We start from the raw sequence: 17,757 nt of genomic DNA, 5'->3' as shown, positions 1-17,757 counted from the left end.
TTGTGGAGCTGCGGCAGGCGATCGCTGAGGGGAGATGCTACCCGCCTTTGGTACGGGTTACAGCCCGTCGGAAAATTGCTCTATAGTTCAACCTATGCCTGAAGTATCTTTGACAGAACTGGTTACGGCGGTGCGAGCTGGAGAGCTGGTCAGCTTTCCGACCGATACAGTCCCGGCGCTGGCGGCGCAGCCCGAGGCGGGCGATCGCATTTACACCGCCAAAGAGCGCAGCCCCGACAAACCCCTGATTTTGATGGGGGCCAGTCTAGACGACCTGCTGCCCTACATGACCGGCACCGACGACGAACTAGCTCAGTGGAGCGCGATCGCCGCCCAGTACTGGCCCGGTGCCCTCACCCTGGTGCTGCCCGCCTCCCGCCGCCTGCCCGCCGCCATGAACCCGCAGAATACCGGCACCATTGGCCTGCGAGTGCCCGACCATCCCCTGGCGCGGCATCTGCTGGGCCACACCGGCCCCCTGGCCACCACCAGCGCCAATCGCTCTGGCCAGCCCCCCCTCGAAACCATGAGGGCGATCGCCGCCAGCTTTCCCCAGGTTTTCACGCTCGCCGTCGCCGCCCAGGCCGAGATTTATGGCGCGATCGGCGGTGAACTGCCCCCCGACGACCAGCCCCAGGGCTCCGGGCGGCCCTCTACCGTAGCCCGCTGGCAGAAAGGGGGCTGGGAAATACTGCGATCGGGCGCAGTAGCCCTGCCCAGCCCCTAACTTTGAACTTTGAATTTTGGTCTGACTTGAACACCCCCTCCTCCCCCACAGCCATGAATTATCCTCAGGGCAAAGACTTCACCGATCTGGCGACCCTGCAGCTGGCCTACGATCGCCTGCTACACCAGGCCCAGCATCAGGCGGCTTTCTTGGGCACTGCCTCCCACGAGCTTCGGTCGCCCATCAACCAAATCATCAGCCTGCACCAGCTCATTCTCGAAGACCTGTGCGAAGACCCCGCCGAAGAGCGCGAGTTTATCGCCCAGGCCAACCAGGCCATTCAGACGGTGCTCAAAAACCTGGACCTGCTGATTACGCTCTCTAAGCTCGACATCGGCACCCTGCAGCCTCGGCCTCAACCTACTCTGCTAGAGCCATTGCTCACCCGTGTACAGCGCCTGATTGAAATGCAGTGCATCAACCGCCACTGCCGCTTTAGCCTGGGCCCCGTTGAGGCCAGCCTGAGCGTTCAGACCGATGCCGCCTGGCTAGAGCAGGTGCTGGTCATGCTGATCGAAGCCGCCCTGGCCCAGGGCAGCCCCCAAATTAGCCTCACCGTCGCCGACGATGCCGCCGCCAGCACCGTTGTCATTCACCTGGGGGCCAACCCCGGCGAGGCCCAAACCCCAGCCGTAGCTGCTCTATCGCCCGAGTTTCGCTACCAGGTGGCGGCTCGTCTGGTGCCCCATTTGGGCGGCACGTTAGAACGACTCGGCCCTGGCACCAACCCCACCAGCCACATAAGCCTGCGGCTACCCCGTCCCGCCTAGACTTGGCTTTCTATCTGGTCCTTGGTTCGCCCCTAAAAATGCAGCTCTGCTCAGCGCTAAGCGATTGGTCAGAAACTATCCTGCTGTAGAACAACACTAGAAAACTGTTATTTAGCCAAAAAAAATTGCCAATTTGGCGTTCTATTTTTAGATCTTTCGATATAGTTTGGGCAACTCATTTCCGAAATCGACTGCGGCCTCCCTGTAGCTAAAGATGTCTCGGTGCTCTGTAGATATTAAATCGCAGTCTGCCCGATTGGATCCCTGAAACCAAGTCACAGCCAAACCTATGGACCCTATTATCATTCTTATTGTGGTCTTCATTTTGTGGACCAATTCGACTCTGTTTCCACCGCCACCTAAGAAACCGACTGTCGATGAAAAACTAGCTGAGGCAATCAAAGACTATCTCAAAGAAGGTTTTAAAGTCCGTAAGGATTCATAGGTAAAAGACTTTGGCTCAGACGTTTGTAGATGTTTGCAGGTAAACTTCTCATAGGTGTTCAGTGAAATTCTCCCATTGTCTATGACCTCGGATCCTGCTTCCTCCGCTCAGCTAGACCCAAATGCGACCGCAGCCGCCGAGCCCGCCCCTGCTTTTGGCTGGACCCGCTATGCCGAGCGCATCAACGGGCGGTTTGCCATGGTGGGCTTTGTGGCGCTGCTGCTGCTAGAGCTGGTTACGGGCCAGACCTTTTTTAGCTGGCTAGGGCTGCGCTGAGCGGCGGCGGCGATCGCTCTGCCCCTTACCTATGCGCCATTCTAGCGATTAGAAATGGTAGGCTTAGGGGTGGTTTTGGAAAGGGTAGGCCGTGGTTAACCCCAACGCAGAAATTAGCCGACTGCGGGAGCTAATGCCCGCCTCGGCCCGCATGAAAACCAAGCTCATGCTCAACGATCGCCAGCTGAGCGTGATCAAGGCCGAGTTTCCGCGCCCCTGGCAGCAGGCCCACGCGGTCTCCATTAACCTTGATCTGTGGCATCAGCTGGCGGTCAGCGATCGCGACCTGCTGTTTTTGCGCACCGTCTGCTGGGTCACCCTGGCCAACGTGCTCAAGCCCAACTGGTACCAGGCTTTGGCGGGGGCCGGGCTGGCGGGGGGCGTGGTTGAGCTGCTGCAGGCCGATGCGGTGGGGGTCGTAGCCGCCGCCGGAGTCACCGCCCTGGCGGGCTGGCAAGTTTGGCGAGGGGTGACCGGCCCCCAAACCGATATTGCCGCTGACGACAAAGCGGTGCAGGTGGCCCAGCGACGCGGCTACGACCAGGCCGAGGCCGCCACCGCCCTAATTCGCGCCATTGAGGCTGTACCGCCGCTGGAGGGGCGACGGGTGCTGACCGTCAACGAGCTAATTCGCTGCCAAAACCTGCGGATGCAGGCGGGGCGCTCAGAGTTTTCGGTACCCGAGAGCTACCCGCGCTAGATGACTATGGTGCCGTCGTCAACATCGCTGCCGAATCAGGCTGGCTGGCTCGGTATCGCCCGCCTCAGCTACGCTGTCGAGGCGGGTCGGTGTATACCCACCCAAACCTATACCCGCGCGCCCTTGCGAGTGCAGCGCCCCCTCTACCCTGAGGGCGAGGGGCTGTGCCACAGCGTGCTGGTGCACACCGCCGGGGGGCTGGTCGGGGGCGATGGTTTAGAGGTGCAGCTCGCCGCTGCGCCGCGCGCCCAGGTGTTGATCACCACGGCTGCTGCCAGCAAAGTCTACGGCAGCGGCCCCGAGTCGCCGTCTAGCCAGACGGTTGAAATCACCCTGGCCCCCAGCAGCTGCCTGGAGTGGATGCCCCAGGAAACCATTGTGTTTAACCAGGCCCACTACCGGCAGCAGCTGCGGGTAAACCTGGCCCCAGGGGCGATCTGGGTCGGCTGGGAGATCACTCGCTTTGGTCGCAGCGCTCGGGGCGAAACCTTTGAGCGGGGCGAGTGGCGATCGCAGCTCGAAGTCTGGCAAGATGACCGGCCTCTGTGGTGCGATCGCCAGCAGCTGGGCGGCGGCAGCGCTCCTCTACATAGCCCTAACGGCCTGGCTGGGCACCCGGTGGTGGGCAGTTTTGCCCTGCTCGGCTATAGCCCCGACACATCCCATATCGAAGCTCTCCGCCAGCTCTGGCCCTCCGATCAACCTGGCGATACCGGTGTTACTCGCCTGCAAACTGGCGTCCTCTGCCGCTACCGAGGCCCATCCAGCCAGGCGGCGCGGCGCTGGTTTTTAATGGCCTGGCAATACCTGCGCCCCCACTACCTGGGGCGACCGGGGGCAGCCTCTCGGCTGTGGCCCCGCTAGCAAGGCTGGCTGTGCGATCGCTGCACCCCAGCGAGAGAACTTTAGCCGCTCCTTCCGGACGCAGGGTTGCCCTTGCCGAAAAGGTAAACCATAGAAACTCCCTGAAGATGCTATGAAGACTCCTCAATTTTCGGGCTCTAAGCTGCCACCCTCCTCAGAGTATGCTCTGATTTTGGGGGCAGGCGCGACAGCCGCTATATCCATAGCGGCGCAGCAGGTGGCGGTCGCAACTCTGCCGGTAACAACCCTGGTAGCCCTGGGCCTGCTCAATCGCTACCGCCTCGACCAGCGCCTGCAAGACAGTGAGTCTGAGGGGTTTACCCTCGAAGCAGCGACGCCTCGACCGGCCCCATCTACCCCCCAGCGCGTCACCGCTCAGCCTCGGCCCGACGCCATTTCGGCTCGGCCTCAGACGGGGGCAGCCTCAGCTCCCTCGGCCCGCTTTTCTGACCAGCGCCACTACATTCACGAAACCCTGGCCAAAAAGCTGCAGGCCAGGGCCGATTTTGCCGCTATCCAGCAGGCTAGCCTGCAAAAAGTTGGGGCCTACCTGCAGCAGATTCGCCAGGAAAAAGCTCTGTCGCTAGACGACATCTATCAGCAAACCTACATTCAGCCCTACACTCTCAAAGCGATTGAGACCGGCAATTTGAAACAGCTGCCAGAGCCGTTTTACATTCGCGCCTTTATTCAAAAATATGCCTCTGCTCTGGGTTTAGAGGGGGCCAGTCTGGCCGCCGATTTCCCCACGCTGTAAGGGTTCTAGGGCGTGTCGTCAAGTCTGGCCACAGCTCTCGCATTAGCGCTGCCACGCCCGACCCAAGCAACAGGTGAGGGCCTGTCGTCAAGTCTGGCTACAACTCTCCCATTGGCGCTGCCACGCCCGCCCCAAGAACAGGCTAAGTCAACGCCCCGCCGCAGCTCGACCCGGCCCCAGCCGTGCAGCCGTAGCAGAAGGGGCGCGTCTGTACCTCCGCAATCAAGTCGAGCGAGTTAGCCGCCAGCAGATCGGCTACGGTTAGGGGCTGACCGCTAGACGATAGGGAGGGGACAGCCTCCATTTGGTTGAAGTCGCAGTCGTAGAGAATGCCGTCGTAGTCGACCGAGAGCTGGTTGCGACACATCAGGCTGGGTACGGTGGCGGGGTTGTGGTGGTCGGCCAAAAAGCGCAGGTAGGGCCAGTAGAGGTCTTTGCCCTGCAGGTACTGCTTCACCCGACCAATGGGCAGGTTGGTGATGGTGTAGAGGTGGTTAAAGACAATGCCAAAGTGCGATCGCAAATACTGCTCATAATCGCTCTGTAGCCCGGCCTGGCTGGGGGTGAGCGAAAACTCAGCGCTGCGGGGTACAGGCGGGTTATATACCAGGTCTAGGCCCAGGGCCGGGTTGTGGCCGTAGCCCAGCTGATTGAGCCGCTGCAAAGCCCGAATTGACTCGCTGTAGACACCAGATCCCCGCTGCTTATCAACATTGTCTTCCAGGTAGCAGGGCAGCGAGGCCACCACCTGCACCTGATGGCGGGCAAAGTACTCGGGCAGATCTGCAAAGCCCGGCGCAAAAAAAATGGTCAGGTTCGATCGCACCATGACCGTCTTTCCCAGCTCGCGCGCCGCCTCAACCAGGGGGCGAAAGCCGTAGTTCATCTCAGGAGCACCGCCGGTCAAATCGACAGTGGTAATTTGTGGAAACCGGCGCATCAGCTCGATTAGCTGATCGGTCACGGCGGGGGAAAGCTCTTCGGTGCGGTTGGGGCCAGCCTCGACGTGGCAGTGGGTACAGGCCAGGTTACACCTGCGGCCCAAATTGATTTGCAGCACGCTAATCGGCAGCTTAGTCAGGGGATGGTCGAGGCGCTGGTCAAAGGGGGTAACGGTAGCGGCAGGAGATGGGGGAGACTGAACCATGAAATTTATATCAGTAAAACAGCATTGGTAATACGATTACCGGGCCGGTCTGGATAAAAACCGGGCGTGCCGACGGTCGAAGGCAGCTTTTGTACAGCCAGCGCCAGGACGTTTAGGACAATCCGATAGGACAATCCGAAGTTGCTGGAGCGATGGCTATACGCCAGTTTGCTACCCGAGTCTTCGCTACTGGCGCTTACCCAAGGTCCTAAGCGAACTGGCCACCGCTATCATTAGAACTCAAAGAGCTGAAAATAGCTTGAGAGCAGCGTTTATTGCGCTTTTACATTTTGGCAGGCTACATTTTGCCAGGCTACATTTTGTTGGGCTACGACTGGGGGGTACAGATGTTGGCCGGTCCCATTGGTTAGTCGGCCTCACTGCCGCCCAGAGTCGATATCGGCTCCCCATCCACCCTAACCTGGTCGCGGCCCTGGTGCTTAGCGGTGTAAAGGGCATCGTCGGCCCGCTTAACCAGGTCGGCGGGGCTGCCGCCAACGGCAGGTAGGGCGCTGGCGACGCCAAAACTCATGGTCACTATCTTGGCCACCGCCGACCCTTCGTGGGCAATCCGATGACCGCGAATTAGCAGGCGAATGTCTTCGGCTACGGTTTCGGCTCCCGTTAAGTCGGTGTTGGGCAGCACCAGCACAAATTCTTCGCCGCCGTAGCGAGCGACCAGGTCACCGGGGCGTTTGGCGGCTCGGTTGAGCAGGCGGGCCACCAGCCGCAGGCAGTTGTCGCCTGCCTGGTGACCATAGCAATCGTTAAAGCCCTTAAAGCTGTCGATATCCGCCATGATCAGCGAAAGTGGGCCATTCTCTCGGCCCATACGCCGCCACTCTCGGTCGAGATACTGCTCAAAGCGACGGCGATTGGCGACCTGGGTGAGGCCATCCAGATAGGCCATACGCTTGAGCCGCTGATTGGCCAGCGTTAGCTCGCGGTGCATTCTGGCCTGCTGAATGGCGATGCCCACCTGGGTGGCCAGGTTTTGCAGCAGCCGCACATCGGAGGTGCGCCAGGCTCGCGGCGATCGGCACTGGTGGGCGATCAGCAGCCCCCACAGGGTCTGATCCTCCAGCAGGGGCACTACTATTTCGGCCTGAATTTGAAAGTATTCTAGAAACGCTAGCTGGCTGGGGGGCAAATTTTGGGTATAAACGTTCTCGACGGCCAGCCCGCGCCCGGCCCGGTAGTGGGCCAAAAACGTCTCACCCACCGACCAGGGATCGCGCAGCGCCCAGCCCAGCATGGGTGGGTAGGCTCCAGACTGTGATTCCTGAATGACCTCGCCGCTCATATCGGCCCCGCACTGGATCACAATGACGCGATCGGCCTCGATGAAGGTTTGCACCGAGGTCACGGTTTGGGCCAAAATGCTGTCTAAATCGAGTAGATGCCGAATGCGCTGGGCAATTTCGGCGACCAGCCGCTCCCGCTGCGACTGGAGCTTGGTTTCGGCCTCGGCCCGCTTTTGGTCAGAGATGTCGAGGGTGACTCCAGCCAGTCGGGGAGCGTGTTCGCCGTCATCAAACACCTGGCCCCGAGCCGACAGCCAGCGGGTCTGACCACTGCGGTGCAGCACTCGAAACTCGACCCCGTAGCGCTGTTTGAGCTGAATCGACTTCTGTAGAGCCTGGTGTACGGTAGCCTGATCGTCGTGGTGCAGGTGGGTAAAGAGGGTGTCGTAGCTGCCGTCAAACTCGCCTGGGGCTAGCCCCAATAAGCGCTCTTGCTCATCTGAAATCACAATGGTTCCCTGGGATAAGTCCCAGTCCCAGGTGCCCATTTGGGCACCCTGGAGCGCCAGCGCCAACCGCTCTTGCTGCTGCTGAAACAGGGCGACGGAGAAGTGGCAGGCGGTGAGTTCTGCTCGGCTAGTTGATACTGTTTCGGCACTTTTGGGGAGGGTACAGAAGCCGTCTGGGGTCAGCAGCCCGAGCCAGTGTTGGGCCTGATCGACTACGGGTAGGTAGGGCTGCTCGGGGTGGAGGCGGCTAAAGCCCTGGGGCCAGGACGGGAAGGTCTTGAGGGGACGCAGCCAGGCGATAGGGGTCATCCAGAGGGCGACTGAGGTTTGGCTAAAGTCGACCTGATGTGTGGCGGCCTGGGCGGCATTGTCGTAGCTGAATATTCCCGATAAAGCGCCGCTGCAATAGACCAGCGCATAGGTTTTGGCGGCCTGCCCCATCGCTTTGATCACCCGGTGCAAAGAGTTCTCTGCGTCCACGCTGAGGGGCGAGGGATCAATGGTTGCCATTAAGGCAGCGGCGTTGATCAGATCGTTTTCAAGCACAGATTCGGGAACCGGGATAGGTGAGTATTGATGAGGGTATGAGGAATTGAGGGCGAGTGGAGCAAAGGCCTAAAGGGTGATCTGAGATGGCGACTTGGCGGCGCTTGGGGTCAGCAGACACAGCTGTTGTTGTAGTGTGCGTTACTTCAGTATCTAGAGTGCCCGTTGCTTGGTGCGGGTGGGCCATTGTTGAGGAGGGCTTAACAACTGGCCTGGTGAAGAGGTTGAGTATCTTTACCGAAATTAGGACTCAGATTTTACTCGGCTATGTTACAGGGCAAATCAGTTGAATCACGGAAACGGGATGGGCTCTTTGGACGAGCGAGGGGGCGTTCTACAGGCTGAGTTCTTTATACTAAAAGGATGTATCTGCCTAAATGAGCGTATTCTTCTGTCTGAGCTGTCGTTGATTCACCAAGAAACCCTGAACCTGCTGGAATGGCCTCGGCTGTGCCAGCACCTGTCAACCTTTGCTGCAACCAAAATGGGCACGCTGGCGGCCCAGGCGCTGCTGGCTCCGGCTAGTCAGGCGGCCAGTCAGGCGCTGCTGGCTCAAACCCAGGAGGCCTATTGGCTGGAGGAACACAATAGCGGCCTCAACTTTGGTGGCATTCGCGATGTGGGCGCGGCGGTGGAGCGGGCCTATCGCCAGGGATTGCTAAGCGGCGAGGAACTGCTGGCGATCGCCACCACCCTCAACGGTGCCCGTCAGCTGCGCCGCACCATCGATAGTCAGCCACCGGAAGACCTGCCGGTGCTGCAGGCGCTGGTGGCCGACCTGAGCACTCACCCCGACCTGGAGCAGCAAATCTACCACTGCATCGACGATCGCGGCGATGTGACCGACCGGGCCAGCCCCAAGCTGGGGGGCATTCGCGATCGCATCAAGTCAACCCGCCAGGATATTCAGCAGCGGCTGCAGCGCATTTTGCAGCGCCAGGCCGGAGCCATGCAGGAGCCGCTGATAACCCAGCGGGGCGATCGCTTTGTGCTGCCCGTCAAAGCGCCTCAAAAAGATGCCGTACCCGGCATTGTGCACGACGCCTCGGCCAGCGGGGCCACCCTTTACATTGAGCCCCAGGCGGTGGTCGAGCTGGGCAACCGCCTGCGCCAGCTACAGCGCCAGGAAAAAACCGAGGAAGAAGTTATTCTGCGCCAGCTCAGCGATGCGGTGGCGTTGGTTTACGACGACCTGGCGGCGCTGCTCGCGATCGTCACCGAGCTGGACCTGGCCCACGCCCGCGCCCGCTACTCGCTCTGGCTGGGGGCCAACCCGCCCCGCTTTACCGAGCCCCACGAGCAAACCACCCTGCGCCAGCTGCGTCACCCCCTGCTGGTGTGGCAGCAGCGCCACGAGCAAGGACCCGAAGTGGTGCCGATTAACCTGCTAATTCGCCCCGACCTGCGGGTAGTGGCCATTACCGGCCCCAATACCGGCGGCAAAACCGTCACCCTCAAAACCCTGGGCCTGGCGGCGCTGATGGCCCGCGTCGGCCTTTACATTCCCGCCCGCGAGCCGGTGGAGCTGCCCTGGTTTGAGCAGGTGCTGGCCGACATCGGCGACGAGCAGTCGATCGAGCAGAGCTTGTCCACGTTTTCGGGCCATATTCGCCGGATTGGGCGGATTTTGGCGGCATTGGGGAGTGGAGAGGGTGAGGTAGATGAGGTAGATGAGGTAGGTGAGGTCGGTGAGGTCGGTGAGGTCGGTGAGGTCGGTGAGGTCGGTGAGGTCGGTGAGGGAGTCGCGGCTGCGGCGGCTGCGGCACGCGACCAGGGTTCATCTCCCTCATCCCCCCATCCCCTCACCCCCTCATCCCCTCATCCCCCCATCCACCCGCCTACCCATCCACCCACCAACGCCCTCGTCCTGCTCGACGAAGTAGGCGCGGGCACCGACCCCAGCGAGGGAACGGCGCTGGCGATCGCGCTGCTTAAGCACCTGGCCAATCGGGCTCAGTTGACGATGGCCACCACCCACTACGGCGAGCTGAAGGCGCTGAAGTATCAGGATGCGCGGTTTGAGAACGCCTCGGTGGAGTTTGACGAAACCACGCTGTCGCCGACTTACCGGCTGCTGTGGGGCATTCCGGGGCGATCGAATGCGCTGGCAATCGCGCGGCGTTTGGGCCTTGATACAACGGTTGTCGATGAGGCCACCGCCCTGATGGGGGTGGGGTCTCAAAATGATGTCAACCAGGTGATTGCCGGGCTAGAGGCCCAGCGCCGCGATCAGGAGGCGCGATCGCAGGCGGCGGCAGAGCTACTGGCGGCGACCGAAAAGCTCCATGACGAGGTGCAGCACCGGGCCGATCTGCTGCGCGATCGCGAGCAGGAGCTCAAGCTTCAGCAGCAGGCCGCAGTGCAGGCGGCGATCGCCGACGCCAAGCGCGACATTGCCAAGGTCATTCGACGGCTACAGAAGGGCGATGCTACGGCTCAAGATGCCCAGCGGGCCACCGAGGCCGTCGATGCGATCGCTCAAGCTCATCTGCCAGCGGCGGCCCCTGCGCCGACAAAGCCGGGCTACCGACCGACGGTGGGCGATCGCGTACGCATTCCCAGCCTGGGCCAAACCGCCGAGGTGCTCACCGCCCCGGACGACGACCACCGTATTACCGTCCGCTTTGGGCTAATGAAAACCACCGTCAGCCTGGCCGATATCGAGTCGCTGCGGGGCGAAAAGGCTGAGGTGCCCGTCAAGGCTAAACCTGTTGACACTGTGCCCGCCGCCCAGGCTGCGCCCCCGGCCCCAGCCATTCGCACCAGCCGCAACACCATTGACCTGCGCGGCATGCGGGTGGCGGAGTCGGAGTCGGTGCTGGAGGAGGCCATTGCCAGGGGCAGCGGTGCCCTGTGGATCATCCACGGCCACGGCACCGGTAAGCTCAAAGCCGGGGTACACGATTACCTCAAGCGCCATCCCCAGGTGCAGCGGTTCGAGCCCGCCGCCCAGGCCGACGGTGGCACTGGGGTAACGGTGGCCTATTTGTAAGATTCAGGATTTGATCGCCTCTACCCAGCACATCTGGTCAGCGTAGTGGCTATTGGCGAGAGCATTAAAGAACTTGAGATCGGCAGTTGCTAGCCGACACTGAGTTGCGATCGCCAATGCTAAATATAGACTGTCGTGTGCTGTGCGATCAGTTTCCATGGCCAAGTTCAAAGCGGCTGGCATTAGCACCCTGCAACCATGGTTTTAGTCTATCAAGCCCAGTGGCCTCGGTGCTCTGTATCGAAATTGGTAACAACGCCGCCAGCCTGGGATCGCCGTGGCACAGTGAATGGACAAGCTTCTAATCAATGAGTGTGAGGTCCATGAAAATTAAGTCTTTTACCCCCAGACGAATGGCGGCGGCGGCGGTGATGTCTGCGACCCTGGTTTCGGGTCTGGGTTTTGCGCCTGTCTTTACTTCCACCGCGATCGCCCAGGAGGCTGCCATGAGAACGCTAACCGTAACCGGCCAGGGTGAGGAGTCGGTGCAGACGACCAAAACCCGGGTGGAGCTGGGGGTCGATGTGCAGGGCACCGATGCGGCTGCCGTACAGCGCGAGGTAGCTCAGCGCACCTCGGCGGTGGTCGAGCTGCTCAGGTCGCGCCAGGTCGAAAAGCTGGAGACCACCGGCATTCAGCTTAGCCCCCGCTACAACTACGAGAACGGTCGCCAGGATGTAATTGGCTACACCGGCAGCAACACCGTCAGCTTTCGCATGCCCACCGAAAGCGTAGGGTCGCTGATTGATGACGCGGTGAATGCCGGGGCCAACCAAATTCGCGGCGTTAGCTTTATTGCCGACGACGCTACTTTGGAGGCCGCCCGCCAGCAGGCGCTGCGCGAAGCCGTAGAAGACGCCCAGGCCCAGGCAGGCACGGTACTGGGCAGCCTGAATCTGCGATCGCAGGAGATCGTCAGCATTCAAATCAATGGGGCAGCGCCGCCCATGCCGGTGCCCATGATGCGCCGGGCCGAGTACGGAGCCGTGCAGAACGACGCCTCAACTCCGGTGGTAGGAGGTGAGCAAACGGTACAGGCTCAGGTAACCCTCCAGATTCGCTACTAAAGAACCCGATTAAGATGCCTGGGGGGAGGGATGTTTTTTGGTGCTAGGGCACTCTAAAGTCACTATCCCTTACCCCAGAGCAGACTATGACGACTCTTTTTGACCAACTTGGTGGTGCTTCTGCCGTTAACCTGGCGGTCGATAAATTTTATGAGCGGGTCTTACAGGACGATCGCATCAAACACTTCTTTGCCAATGTTGATATGGCTAAGCAGCGATCGCATCAAAAAGCCTTTTTGACCTACGCCTTTGGCGGCACCGATCGCTATGACGGGCGCTACATGCGCGAAGCCCATAAAGAACTGGTGCAAAACCACGGCTTGGGCAGCGAACATTTTGACGCCGTTGCCGAAGACCTCATGCTGACCCTGGAGGAAATGGGCGTATCTGAAGAACTCAGGTCGCAGGTGGCCGCCATTGCAGCCGCACCCCAGCACAAGCGAGATGTCTTGAACCAGTAGGCGTATTCTAGAGAGAGCGTGTCTTAGCTAAGACACGCTCTTTTTTTGTCGCTTATTGTTTGACTACCATGCCCGAGCTTGTCAGCATTCAGGTGGGCCTGCCCCAAACCCTGGGCACCGACGCGGCCCCCGACCCTATGGATCGGCGCTGGACCACCGGATTTTTTAAGCAGCCGATCGAGGGGGAGGTGTGGCTGAGCCCAACCAATCTGGCGGGCGACGGTCAGGCCGACCTGAAAAACCACGGCGGCGTTGATAAAGCCGTATTGGCCTACAGCGCCGACCACTACCCCTACTGGCGATCGCACCTCAACCAATCCGAGCTGCCCTACGGCGGCTTTGGCGAAAACTTTACGGTGGCAGGGCAAACCGAAGCCGACGTCTGCATCGGCGATATCTATGCGATCGGCAGCGCCAGGGTGCAGGTTTCGCAGCCCCGACAGCCCTGCTGGAAGCTGTCTCGCCGCTGGCGCATTGCCGATCTGGCCCTACAGGTCAAGGCCAACGGGCGCAGCGGCTGGTATTTTCGGGTGCTGCAGGAGGGTGTCGTCGAGCCGGGGGTGGCAATAACGCTGTGCGATCGCCCCTACCCCCAGTGGACCGTAGCCCGCGCCAACCAGGTCATGCACCACGACCTGAGCGATCGGGCGGCCGCAGTTGAGCTAGCCCAATGCCCTCTGCTCTCGCCCAACTGGCAAGACAAACTGCTCAAGCGGGGTGCGCCGCTCTAGCCTGGGTTTCAGCCTGGGCCAGAGTACATACCTGCGCCGGTTGGCGAGACACAATCCGCAGCTCGTGGGGGTAGCGCGGACGCGGATCATCCACAAGCCAGATGGGCGGCACCATCGTAGCCTCATAGCCCTCAATAGCGTAGAGGGTGCCGGGCTCGTCAACCCGCTCGACCAGGGTGCCGGGCAGGTATTCAAACAGCTCGTCCCAGTCGATAGGCGAGTCTGGGGGCGAGTCTGGCGGTAAATCTACCGCTAAACCTTCTAGAGAATCGGGATACATTAGACGTAAAAGTGGCTTTTGTGCAGCACGGTTTCGCCGTGGTCGGGCACCCAGGCCACCCAGGTATCGGGCGAGGCTTGACAGAGCAGCTTGGCCTCGGCGGCAGCATACTCGCTGGGCAGGTTGGCCAAGGTTACCCAGGTGTCGCGGGTGTAGGCAATGTGGCAAACCGGGGGCCAACTAGGAGCAAGTTTAGCGTCGGATTGAGACTGAAGTTGCGGGGTCATAGGTCGCCTTTCTAGGAATCACGGCTGACGACCAGCCCTCTTCATCGCTGCTAAAGAGGACTAGTCAAGCATTTCTGTATCTATTTTTACAGAATTAGCGCGAATGTGCCTCTATCGCGCTAGATAAGTTCACAAACCATGACTTAACGGCGCGTGGGGATAGAGCGAGACTCAGAGGGGTGCTGGGTAGGCTAACGCCAAAATCCCTGGTGCAGGGCTACAATCTCGGCCTCTACCGCCGCGATCGGTCCCCAAACCTGAATCGCTTTTTGGCCGTGGTCGAACACGTAGCGGCAGGGCACATCCAGCGTTGGGTTTGCCGCGTGGTTGCCCGTTAGCAAGAGCAACTGCCGTTCCGCAAGGCCGTAAACCAACCGCCCTACATTGGCCCAGTACTGCGCCCCGGCACACATGACGCAGGGTTCAACCGTTGTGTAAAGCGTGCAGCCCCACAAAAAAGTAGGCTCAAACTCGGCATGGGCGCGCCGCATCAGAGTCGATTCGGCGTGGTTGACCGCGTCTACGTTGCCCTGCTCCAACAGCACGGTACGGTGGTCGGGGGCCACCAAAATCGCCCCAAAGGGATGATGCCCCTGAGCTAAAGCCGCCTGAGCGACCTGGTTAGCTCGCCGCAGATGCTCAACCATTTGGGCCGGGGTGGGGTTATTCATCACCGCATTCACACCTCAAGTAAGTTAACCCTAAAACGGTTTTAGCCAGGCTAATTAGTCGCCAAGGATTAGCCAGTTAGCAGGTCTTGCAGCCGTCGATTTAGTGAAGATACTTTAACAGAAAAATTCTCTGGAAGAGGCATTGCGGTGCAACATCCCTACGTCAAACCTGTTCCTGTGCAGAAAGACCTGAAACAAGTAGGAGGGTCAAATTAGATCCAGTTTAGCCGCCGGGTTTTCTCCCGAAGGGAGACACGTCGTGTTCGCGATAGCGTTGCGGAGCAAAACGACTTCGCTCAACCCTCTGCTCAGCAACGGATCGAGCGTTGAGCGGAATCGAAATGCGTCCTGTAGATAACTAGACTTACTTACTTAAATTTAATCTATGGGGTTGGCGAATTCTACCTATCGCAGAAGTACGGCAAGGGCGAAGCTCTCTTGCTTTTGCGGTTAAGTATAGGGTGAATCCTTTGCTAGAGGCTGAATCAAAAAAGTCTCTGACTAACGATGAATAGCAGGCCGCGAAAAACCTTCTAACCTGTTAGACAAAGCGGATTGATTAACAGCTCTAGTCTTGATTGTGCTAAAGCTGTTTGTTCGCTTAGAAAGTGTTGTTTGTTCTTAGGAACCCAAATCATGAAAACTAATGCTTTGTCGAAATGGATTGGAGTCAGTGCGCTGGCCGCCAGCATGGCTGTTCTGCCCTCTCTGTACTCGCCTGCCCAGGCTACTGTAGATGACCCAATCGCCCCCTATGAAAACGTTGCCGCTGAGGATGATGGATTTGACTGGGGCTGGCTAGGGCTGCTGGGCCTGATCGGTCTGGCTGGTCTGAAGGGGCGCGATCGCCGTACAGTCACCACCAGCGATCGCGTCAACACGCCTTCTGATTACACCCATCGCTATTAATTGGTAGCTTAGATAGCTAAACAGCGGTGCAAAATCAAACCAAAAAGCGGGGATTAACAACTGGTAATCCCCGCTTTTTAATTAGCTAATCAAATGAACTAAGCCTAGCTAGTCGGCGGTTGGTTGAGCGCTTGCCGAGCCTGGCGCAGTTCGTCGTTGTTGCCCTCAACAATCAGACGAAATTGACGAGACAAATCAGGGTCGCCTTTAATCTTCTGGTCAATGGGCTGACTGTCTCGTAGCCCTTTGCCCACCAGGGCACCAAACACCGCACCTGCCAGCGTGAAGCCAAGCACCATCAAACGGCTGAGGTTTGAATGGGGGTAGTCTCCGGTCATTTGGAAGACAGCAATAATAGTAATAACCACTCCCAACGCGCCGCCTAAGAAGCCGCCGGCGAAGAAGCCCGCCTGGCCTCCTACGGTTGTACCCTGGGCGTACACCTGAGTAGTGGGGGAAACATGGTCGTCAATATAGACTCGCTGCCCTGTGATGCCAGAGTCTTGAATAGCTTTTTTCGCCTGATCGGCCTCACGACGGCTGCCGTAAACCGCAACGATTTCACGGTTTTGCCTTGCTTGCATTGTTTGGGCTGTCATAGGATAAATTCCTTAAATGCTAAATGCTGTTTAGGTCTTGAGTAGGGCTTGCGGCTCAGCCTCGTAACCCAGCCCAAGATTCACCTTTTATAGTGACAATATCAGCTACAACTATGCTCTGTAGATAGGTAGACTTGCAAAGCAAGCTCTCGCATCTTTATTCGTACTCCATTTGGTATTCGACTAATTTTGCTCGTCAGCTTTTCAGGTGATTGTAAAAAGAGCGCAAAACGGAAAAAACGATTCAATACCAGATCCCGAATGTATATCCTCAATTTGTATGGGCGTAGCCTGCTACGTCCCTGCGGGATTTCTGATCATGAGTCGGGGATTGCCAGATTGGGTCTTGTATAGGCTTCTAAAGGTTTTTCAAGGAAATAGAAAAGCAAAAAAGCGGCATTGATTTAGTCTCAATGCCGCTGCTCATACAATTTTAATGCTGACCGCTGGGCCTACATGATTCCCCAGAAGTGGAGCACACCCTGTCCAGAGAAGATCTCGATTAGAATGGCGGAAAGGAAGCCAATCATGGCCAGGCGACCGTTCCAAATCTCAGCACTAGGAACAAAGCCAAAGCGCCAGTGAGTACCGGGATAGTAGTAAGGCTGTTGCACGTCTTGGGTTACTGTCGAGCGTTCTTTAACGTCTTGCATAGTGTTACCTTGGTTGACATCACTGACGACAACTTAACAATGCTCAATAAAAGGACCATCTTTCCAAAGAGACAGATAGTAGCGGGGTTAGGGCCGCCGCCTTATCTACTTTTGGAGAGATACCTTTTAGGGGCAGATCAGTGGCCGATTGCTAAAGGGCGATCGCGCTAAAAGTAGCCCGGTTTTTGTCCACCCAAACTGTTGGGATTTACACCTTTCTGTCAGTCGCTACACTAACAGCATAATTGACAGAAAAATCGGTCGAGAATGTACAGGACAATTTGCCATGAAACTGAGCCAGAGCTTGCTGATACTGGGAGTCGTTGTGGTGGGGGTGGGGGGTCTGCTCTTTTGGGCCTACAGTGCGGCCTCTGCTCCCTTGCCGCAGGGCTTTCCACCGCCCACTGCAGAGGGTGAAATTGAGCTTAAGCAATATCCACCCTACCGAGCCGCGACGGTGCAGGTAGCGGGGGACCTGGCCAACGCCTCTTCCCGAGGGTTTTCGCCCCTGTTTCGCCACATCAGCAGCAACGATATCTCGATGACGGCCCCGGTCGAGACGCGGTACCCTGCGGCGACGCTTGAGGAGGGTGGGGCAGCCCAAGGAGAGGCCACCGTCTCATTTTTGTACCGCAGCCTGGATATCGTGCCCCAGGAAGTAGCCGAGGAGGTGCAGGTCGAAGACATGCCGCCGATGACGGTGGTCAGCATCGGCGTCAGGGGCGGCTACGACTATGACATTTACACCCGCAGCATCGAGCGGCTCCAGGCCTGGCTGTTGGCTCATCCCGACTACAGGGTGGTGGGGCAGCCCCGACGGTTTTTCTACGATGGGCCTTACATTCCCGATCCGCTCAAGCGGAGCGACATTCAAATTCCGGTAGAGCGCCGCTAACGCCAGGACGTTACATACCGAATCCGATTCACAAAACTCTGATTCAAAACTGGCACCCCTTGGAGGATATTGCGGTGCAATGCCCCTACAAGTCGGGCGTGTATAGAGCTGTACTAGGGGTGCATTAGCCCTCACCCTAAATCCCTCTGCCCCTTATATCCTACTAAGTACACATAAGTCATGTTGTAGTAGGATGCGGCAGTAATCATGGGGCAATCGCCGTGAAGAATCCTATTATGATTCACGCTGAAACGTTGGAGGGCAGTGCTTTTGAGGATCGTCGCCTG

The 17,757-nt window shown here is 58.8% G+C and carries 19 protein-coding genes; 12 read left to right on the top strand and 7 right to left on the bottom strand.

All coding sequences use genetic code 11. The features are described from left to right. The first annotated feature begins 94 nt into the window (after positions 1–94). From ACQ4N7_RS23875 to ACQ4N7_RS23850, 6 genes are all read left to right on the top strand, one after another. A complete protein-coding gene (locus tag ACQ4N7_RS23875) occupies positions 95–727 on the top strand; it encodes an L-threonylcarbamoyladenylate synthase (protein ID WP_430713951.1) in 633 nt (210 codons plus the stop codon). 53 nt (positions 728–780) lie between these two features. Then, the gene (locus ACQ4N7_RS23870; RefSeq protein WP_430713950.1) at positions 781–1,497 is read left to right on the top strand and encodes a sensor histidine kinase; all 717 of its coding nucleotides are present in this window, start codon (positions 781–783) and stop codon (positions 1,495–1,497) included. 526 nt (positions 1,498–2,023) lie between these two features. After that, positions 2,024–2,218, top strand: a complete 195-nt coding sequence (locus tag ACQ4N7_RS23865; RefSeq protein ID WP_430713949.1) for a chlorophyll a/b-binding protein — start codon at positions 2,024–2,026, stop codon at positions 2,216–2,218. A gap of 91 nt (positions 2,219–2,309) precedes the next feature. Continuing rightward, the gene (locus ACQ4N7_RS23860) at positions 2,310–2,918 is read left to right on the top strand and encodes a DUF3318 domain-containing protein (RefSeq protein ID WP_430713948.1); all 609 of its coding nucleotides are present in this window, start codon (positions 2,310–2,312) and stop codon (positions 2,916–2,918) included. 6 nt (positions 2,919–2,924) lie between these two features. Next, positions 2,925–3,782: an urease accessory protein UreD gene (locus ACQ4N7_RS23855; protein WP_430713947.1), complete on the top strand. Its 858-nt coding sequence runs from the start codon at positions 2,925–2,927 to the stop codon at positions 3,780–3,782. A 112-nt stretch (positions 3,783–3,894) separates the two neighbouring features. Beyond that, on the top strand, positions 3,895–4,539 hold the full coding sequence (locus ACQ4N7_RS23850; protein WP_430713946.1) for a helix-turn-helix domain-containing protein: 645 nt from the start codon (positions 3,895–3,897) through the stop codon (positions 4,537–4,539). Positions 4,540–4,681: 142 nt separating this feature from the next. On the opposite strand, the gene arsS is transcribed toward ACQ4N7_RS23850, so the two are convergent. Together arsS and ACQ4N7_RS23840 are read right to left on the bottom strand one after the other, a co-directional pair. After that, entirely contained in the window at positions 4,682–5,686 is a 1,005-nt protein-coding gene (gene arsS / locus ACQ4N7_RS23845; protein WP_430713945.1) for an arsenosugar biosynthesis radical SAM (seleno)protein ArsS, read from the bottom strand. A 367-nt stretch (positions 5,687–6,053) separates the two neighbouring features. Further along, complete coding sequence (locus ACQ4N7_RS23840; protein ID WP_430713944.1) at positions 6,054–7,985, bottom strand: sensor domain-containing diguanylate cyclase; 1,932 nt, start codon at positions 7,983–7,985, stop codon at positions 6,054–6,056. A gap of 406 nt (positions 7,986–8,391) precedes the next feature. Between ACQ4N7_RS23840 and ACQ4N7_RS23835 the strand changes: the two genes are divergently transcribed. The 4 genes from ACQ4N7_RS23835 to ACQ4N7_RS23820 all read left to right on the top strand — a co-directional run bounded on the left by ACQ4N7_RS23835 (position 8,392) and on the right by ACQ4N7_RS23820 (position 13,236). After that, positions 8,392–10,977 (top strand): endonuclease MutS2, encoded by a 2,586-nt coding sequence (locus ACQ4N7_RS23835; RefSeq protein ID WP_430713943.1) that lies wholly within the window; start codon positions 8,392–8,394, stop codon positions 10,975–10,977. 323 nt (positions 10,978–11,300) lie between these two features. Beyond that, complete coding sequence (locus tag ACQ4N7_RS23830; RefSeq protein ID WP_430713942.1) at positions 11,301–12,044, top strand: SIMPL domain-containing protein; 744 nt, start codon at positions 11,301–11,303, stop codon at positions 12,042–12,044. 86 nt (positions 12,045–12,130) lie between these two features. Next, positions 12,131–12,505, top strand: coding sequence for a group I truncated hemoglobin (locus tag ACQ4N7_RS23825; protein ID WP_430713941.1), 375 nt, complete (start codon positions 12,131–12,133; stop codon positions 12,503–12,505). Between the two features lie 68 nt (positions 12,506–12,573). After that, a complete protein-coding gene (locus ACQ4N7_RS23820; protein ID WP_430713940.1) occupies positions 12,574–13,236 on the top strand; it encodes an MOSC domain-containing protein in 663 nt (220 codons plus the stop codon). On the opposite strand, the gene ACQ4N7_RS23815 is transcribed toward ACQ4N7_RS23820, so the two are convergent. From ACQ4N7_RS23815 to ACQ4N7_RS23805, 3 genes are all read right to left on the bottom strand, one after another. Then, positions 13,214–13,516, bottom strand: a complete 303-nt coding sequence (locus ACQ4N7_RS23815) for a hypothetical protein (protein ID WP_430713939.1) — start codon at positions 13,514–13,516, stop codon at positions 13,214–13,216. The two genes, ACQ4N7_RS23820 and ACQ4N7_RS23815, sit on opposite strands and share 23 nt — an antisense overlap. Next, positions 13,516–13,743, bottom strand: a complete 228-nt coding sequence (locus ACQ4N7_RS23810; RefSeq protein WP_430713938.1) for a hypothetical protein — start codon at positions 13,741–13,743, stop codon at positions 13,516–13,518. Before ACQ4N7_RS23810 ends, ACQ4N7_RS23815 begins: the two co-directional genes overlap by 1 nt. Positions 13,744–13,934: 191 nt before the next feature. Then, positions 13,935–14,414 carry a nucleoside deaminase gene (locus ACQ4N7_RS23805; RefSeq protein WP_430713937.1) on the bottom strand — a complete coding sequence of 160 codons (480 nt, stop codon included), beginning with the start codon at positions 14,412–14,414 and terminating at the stop codon, positions 13,935–13,937. A gap of 636 nt (positions 14,415–15,050) precedes the next feature. Between ACQ4N7_RS23805 and ACQ4N7_RS23800 the strand changes: the two genes are divergently transcribed. Beyond that, entirely contained in the window at positions 15,051–15,323 is a 273-nt protein-coding gene (locus ACQ4N7_RS23800; protein WP_430713936.1) for a WGxxGxxG family protein, read from the top strand. A 104-nt stretch (positions 15,324–15,427) separates the two neighbouring features. On the opposite strand, the gene ACQ4N7_RS23795 is transcribed toward ACQ4N7_RS23800, so the two are convergent. Beyond that, a complete protein-coding gene (locus ACQ4N7_RS23795; RefSeq protein WP_430713934.1) occupies positions 15,428–15,922 on the bottom strand; it encodes a hypothetical protein in 495 nt (164 codons plus the stop codon). Positions 15,923–16,374: 452 nt separating this feature from the next. After that, entirely contained in the window at positions 16,375–16,575 is a 201-nt protein-coding gene (locus tag ACQ4N7_RS23790; RefSeq protein ID WP_430713933.1) for a chlorophyll a/b-binding protein, read from the bottom strand. A 286-nt stretch (positions 16,576–16,861) separates the two neighbouring features. Here ACQ4N7_RS23790 and ACQ4N7_RS23785 point away from each other — a divergent pair, with 286 nt between their 5' ends. Then, positions 16,862–17,470: a heme-binding protein gene (locus tag ACQ4N7_RS23785; protein ID WP_430713932.1), complete on the top strand. Its 609-nt coding sequence runs from the start codon at positions 16,862–16,864 to the stop codon at positions 17,468–17,470. The last annotated feature ends 287 nt before the right edge of the window (positions 17,471–17,757 follow it).

The organism is Nodosilinea sp. AN01ver1 (assembly GCF_050565655.1).
Classification (GTDB): Bacteria; Cyanobacteriota; Cyanobacteriia; order Phormidesmidales; family Phormidesmidaceae; genus Nodosilinea.
The sequence above is the reverse complement of the archived record's forward strand: the minus strand, read 5'-3'. Positions and strand labels throughout refer to the sequence as shown.

Bases quoted from the DNA above. Each gene is read 5' to 3' on its own strand.
- ACQ4N7_RS23875 (WP_430713951.1), top strand. From the start codon at position 95: ATGCCTGAAGTATCTTTGACAGAACTGGTTACGGCGGTGCGAGCTGGA.
- ACQ4N7_RS23870 (WP_430713950.1), top strand. From the start codon at position 781: ATGAATTATCCTCAGGGCAAAGACTTCACCGATCTGGCGACCCTGCAG.
- ACQ4N7_RS23865 (WP_430713949.1), top strand. From the start codon at position 2,024: ATGACCTCGGATCCTGCTTCCTCCGCTCAGCTAGACCCAAATGCGACC.
- ACQ4N7_RS23855 (WP_430713947.1), top strand. From the start codon at position 2,925: ATGGTGCCGTCGTCAACATCGCTGCCGAATCAGGCTGGCTGGCTCGGT.
- ACQ4N7_RS23850 (WP_430713946.1), top strand. From the start codon at position 3,895: ATGAAGACTCCTCAATTTTCGGGCTCTAAGCTGCCACCCTCCTCAGAG.
- arsS (WP_430713945.1), bottom strand. From the start codon at position 5,686: ATGGTTCAGTCTCCCCCATCTCCTGCCGCTACCGTTACCCCCTTTGAC.
- ACQ4N7_RS23830 (WP_430713942.1), top strand. From the start codon at position 11,301: ATGAAAATTAAGTCTTTTACCCCCAGACGAATGGCGGCGGCGGCGGTG.
- ACQ4N7_RS23825 (WP_430713941.1), top strand. From the start codon at position 12,131: ATGACGACTCTTTTTGACCAACTTGGTGGTGCTTCTGCCGTTAACCTG.
- ACQ4N7_RS23820 (WP_430713940.1), top strand. From the start codon at position 12,574: ATGCCCGAGCTTGTCAGCATTCAGGTGGGCCTGCCCCAAACCCTGGGC.
- ACQ4N7_RS23815 (WP_430713939.1), bottom strand. From the start codon at position 13,516: ATGTATCCCGATTCTCTAGAAGGTTTAGCGGTAGATTTACCGCCAGAC.
- ACQ4N7_RS23810 (WP_430713938.1), bottom strand. From the start codon at position 13,743: ATGACCCCGCAACTTCAGTCTCAATCCGACGCTAAACTTGCTCCTAGT.
- ACQ4N7_RS23805 (WP_430713937.1), bottom strand. From the start codon at position 14,414: ATGAATAACCCCACCCCGGCCCAAATGGTTGAGCATCTGCGGCGAGCT.
- ACQ4N7_RS23800 (WP_430713936.1), top strand. From the start codon at position 15,051: ATGAAAACTAATGCTTTGTCGAAATGGATTGGAGTCAGTGCGCTGGCC.
- ACQ4N7_RS23795 (WP_430713934.1), bottom strand. From the start codon at position 15,922: ATGACAGCCCAAACAATGCAAGCAAGGCAAAACCGTGAAATCGTTGCG.
- ACQ4N7_RS23790 (WP_430713933.1), bottom strand. From the start codon at position 16,575: ATGCAAGACGTTAAAGAACGCTCGACAGTAACCCAAGACGTGCAACAG.
- ACQ4N7_RS23785 (WP_430713932.1), top strand. From the start codon at position 16,862: ATGAAACTGAGCCAGAGCTTGCTGATACTGGGAGTCGTTGTGGTGGGG.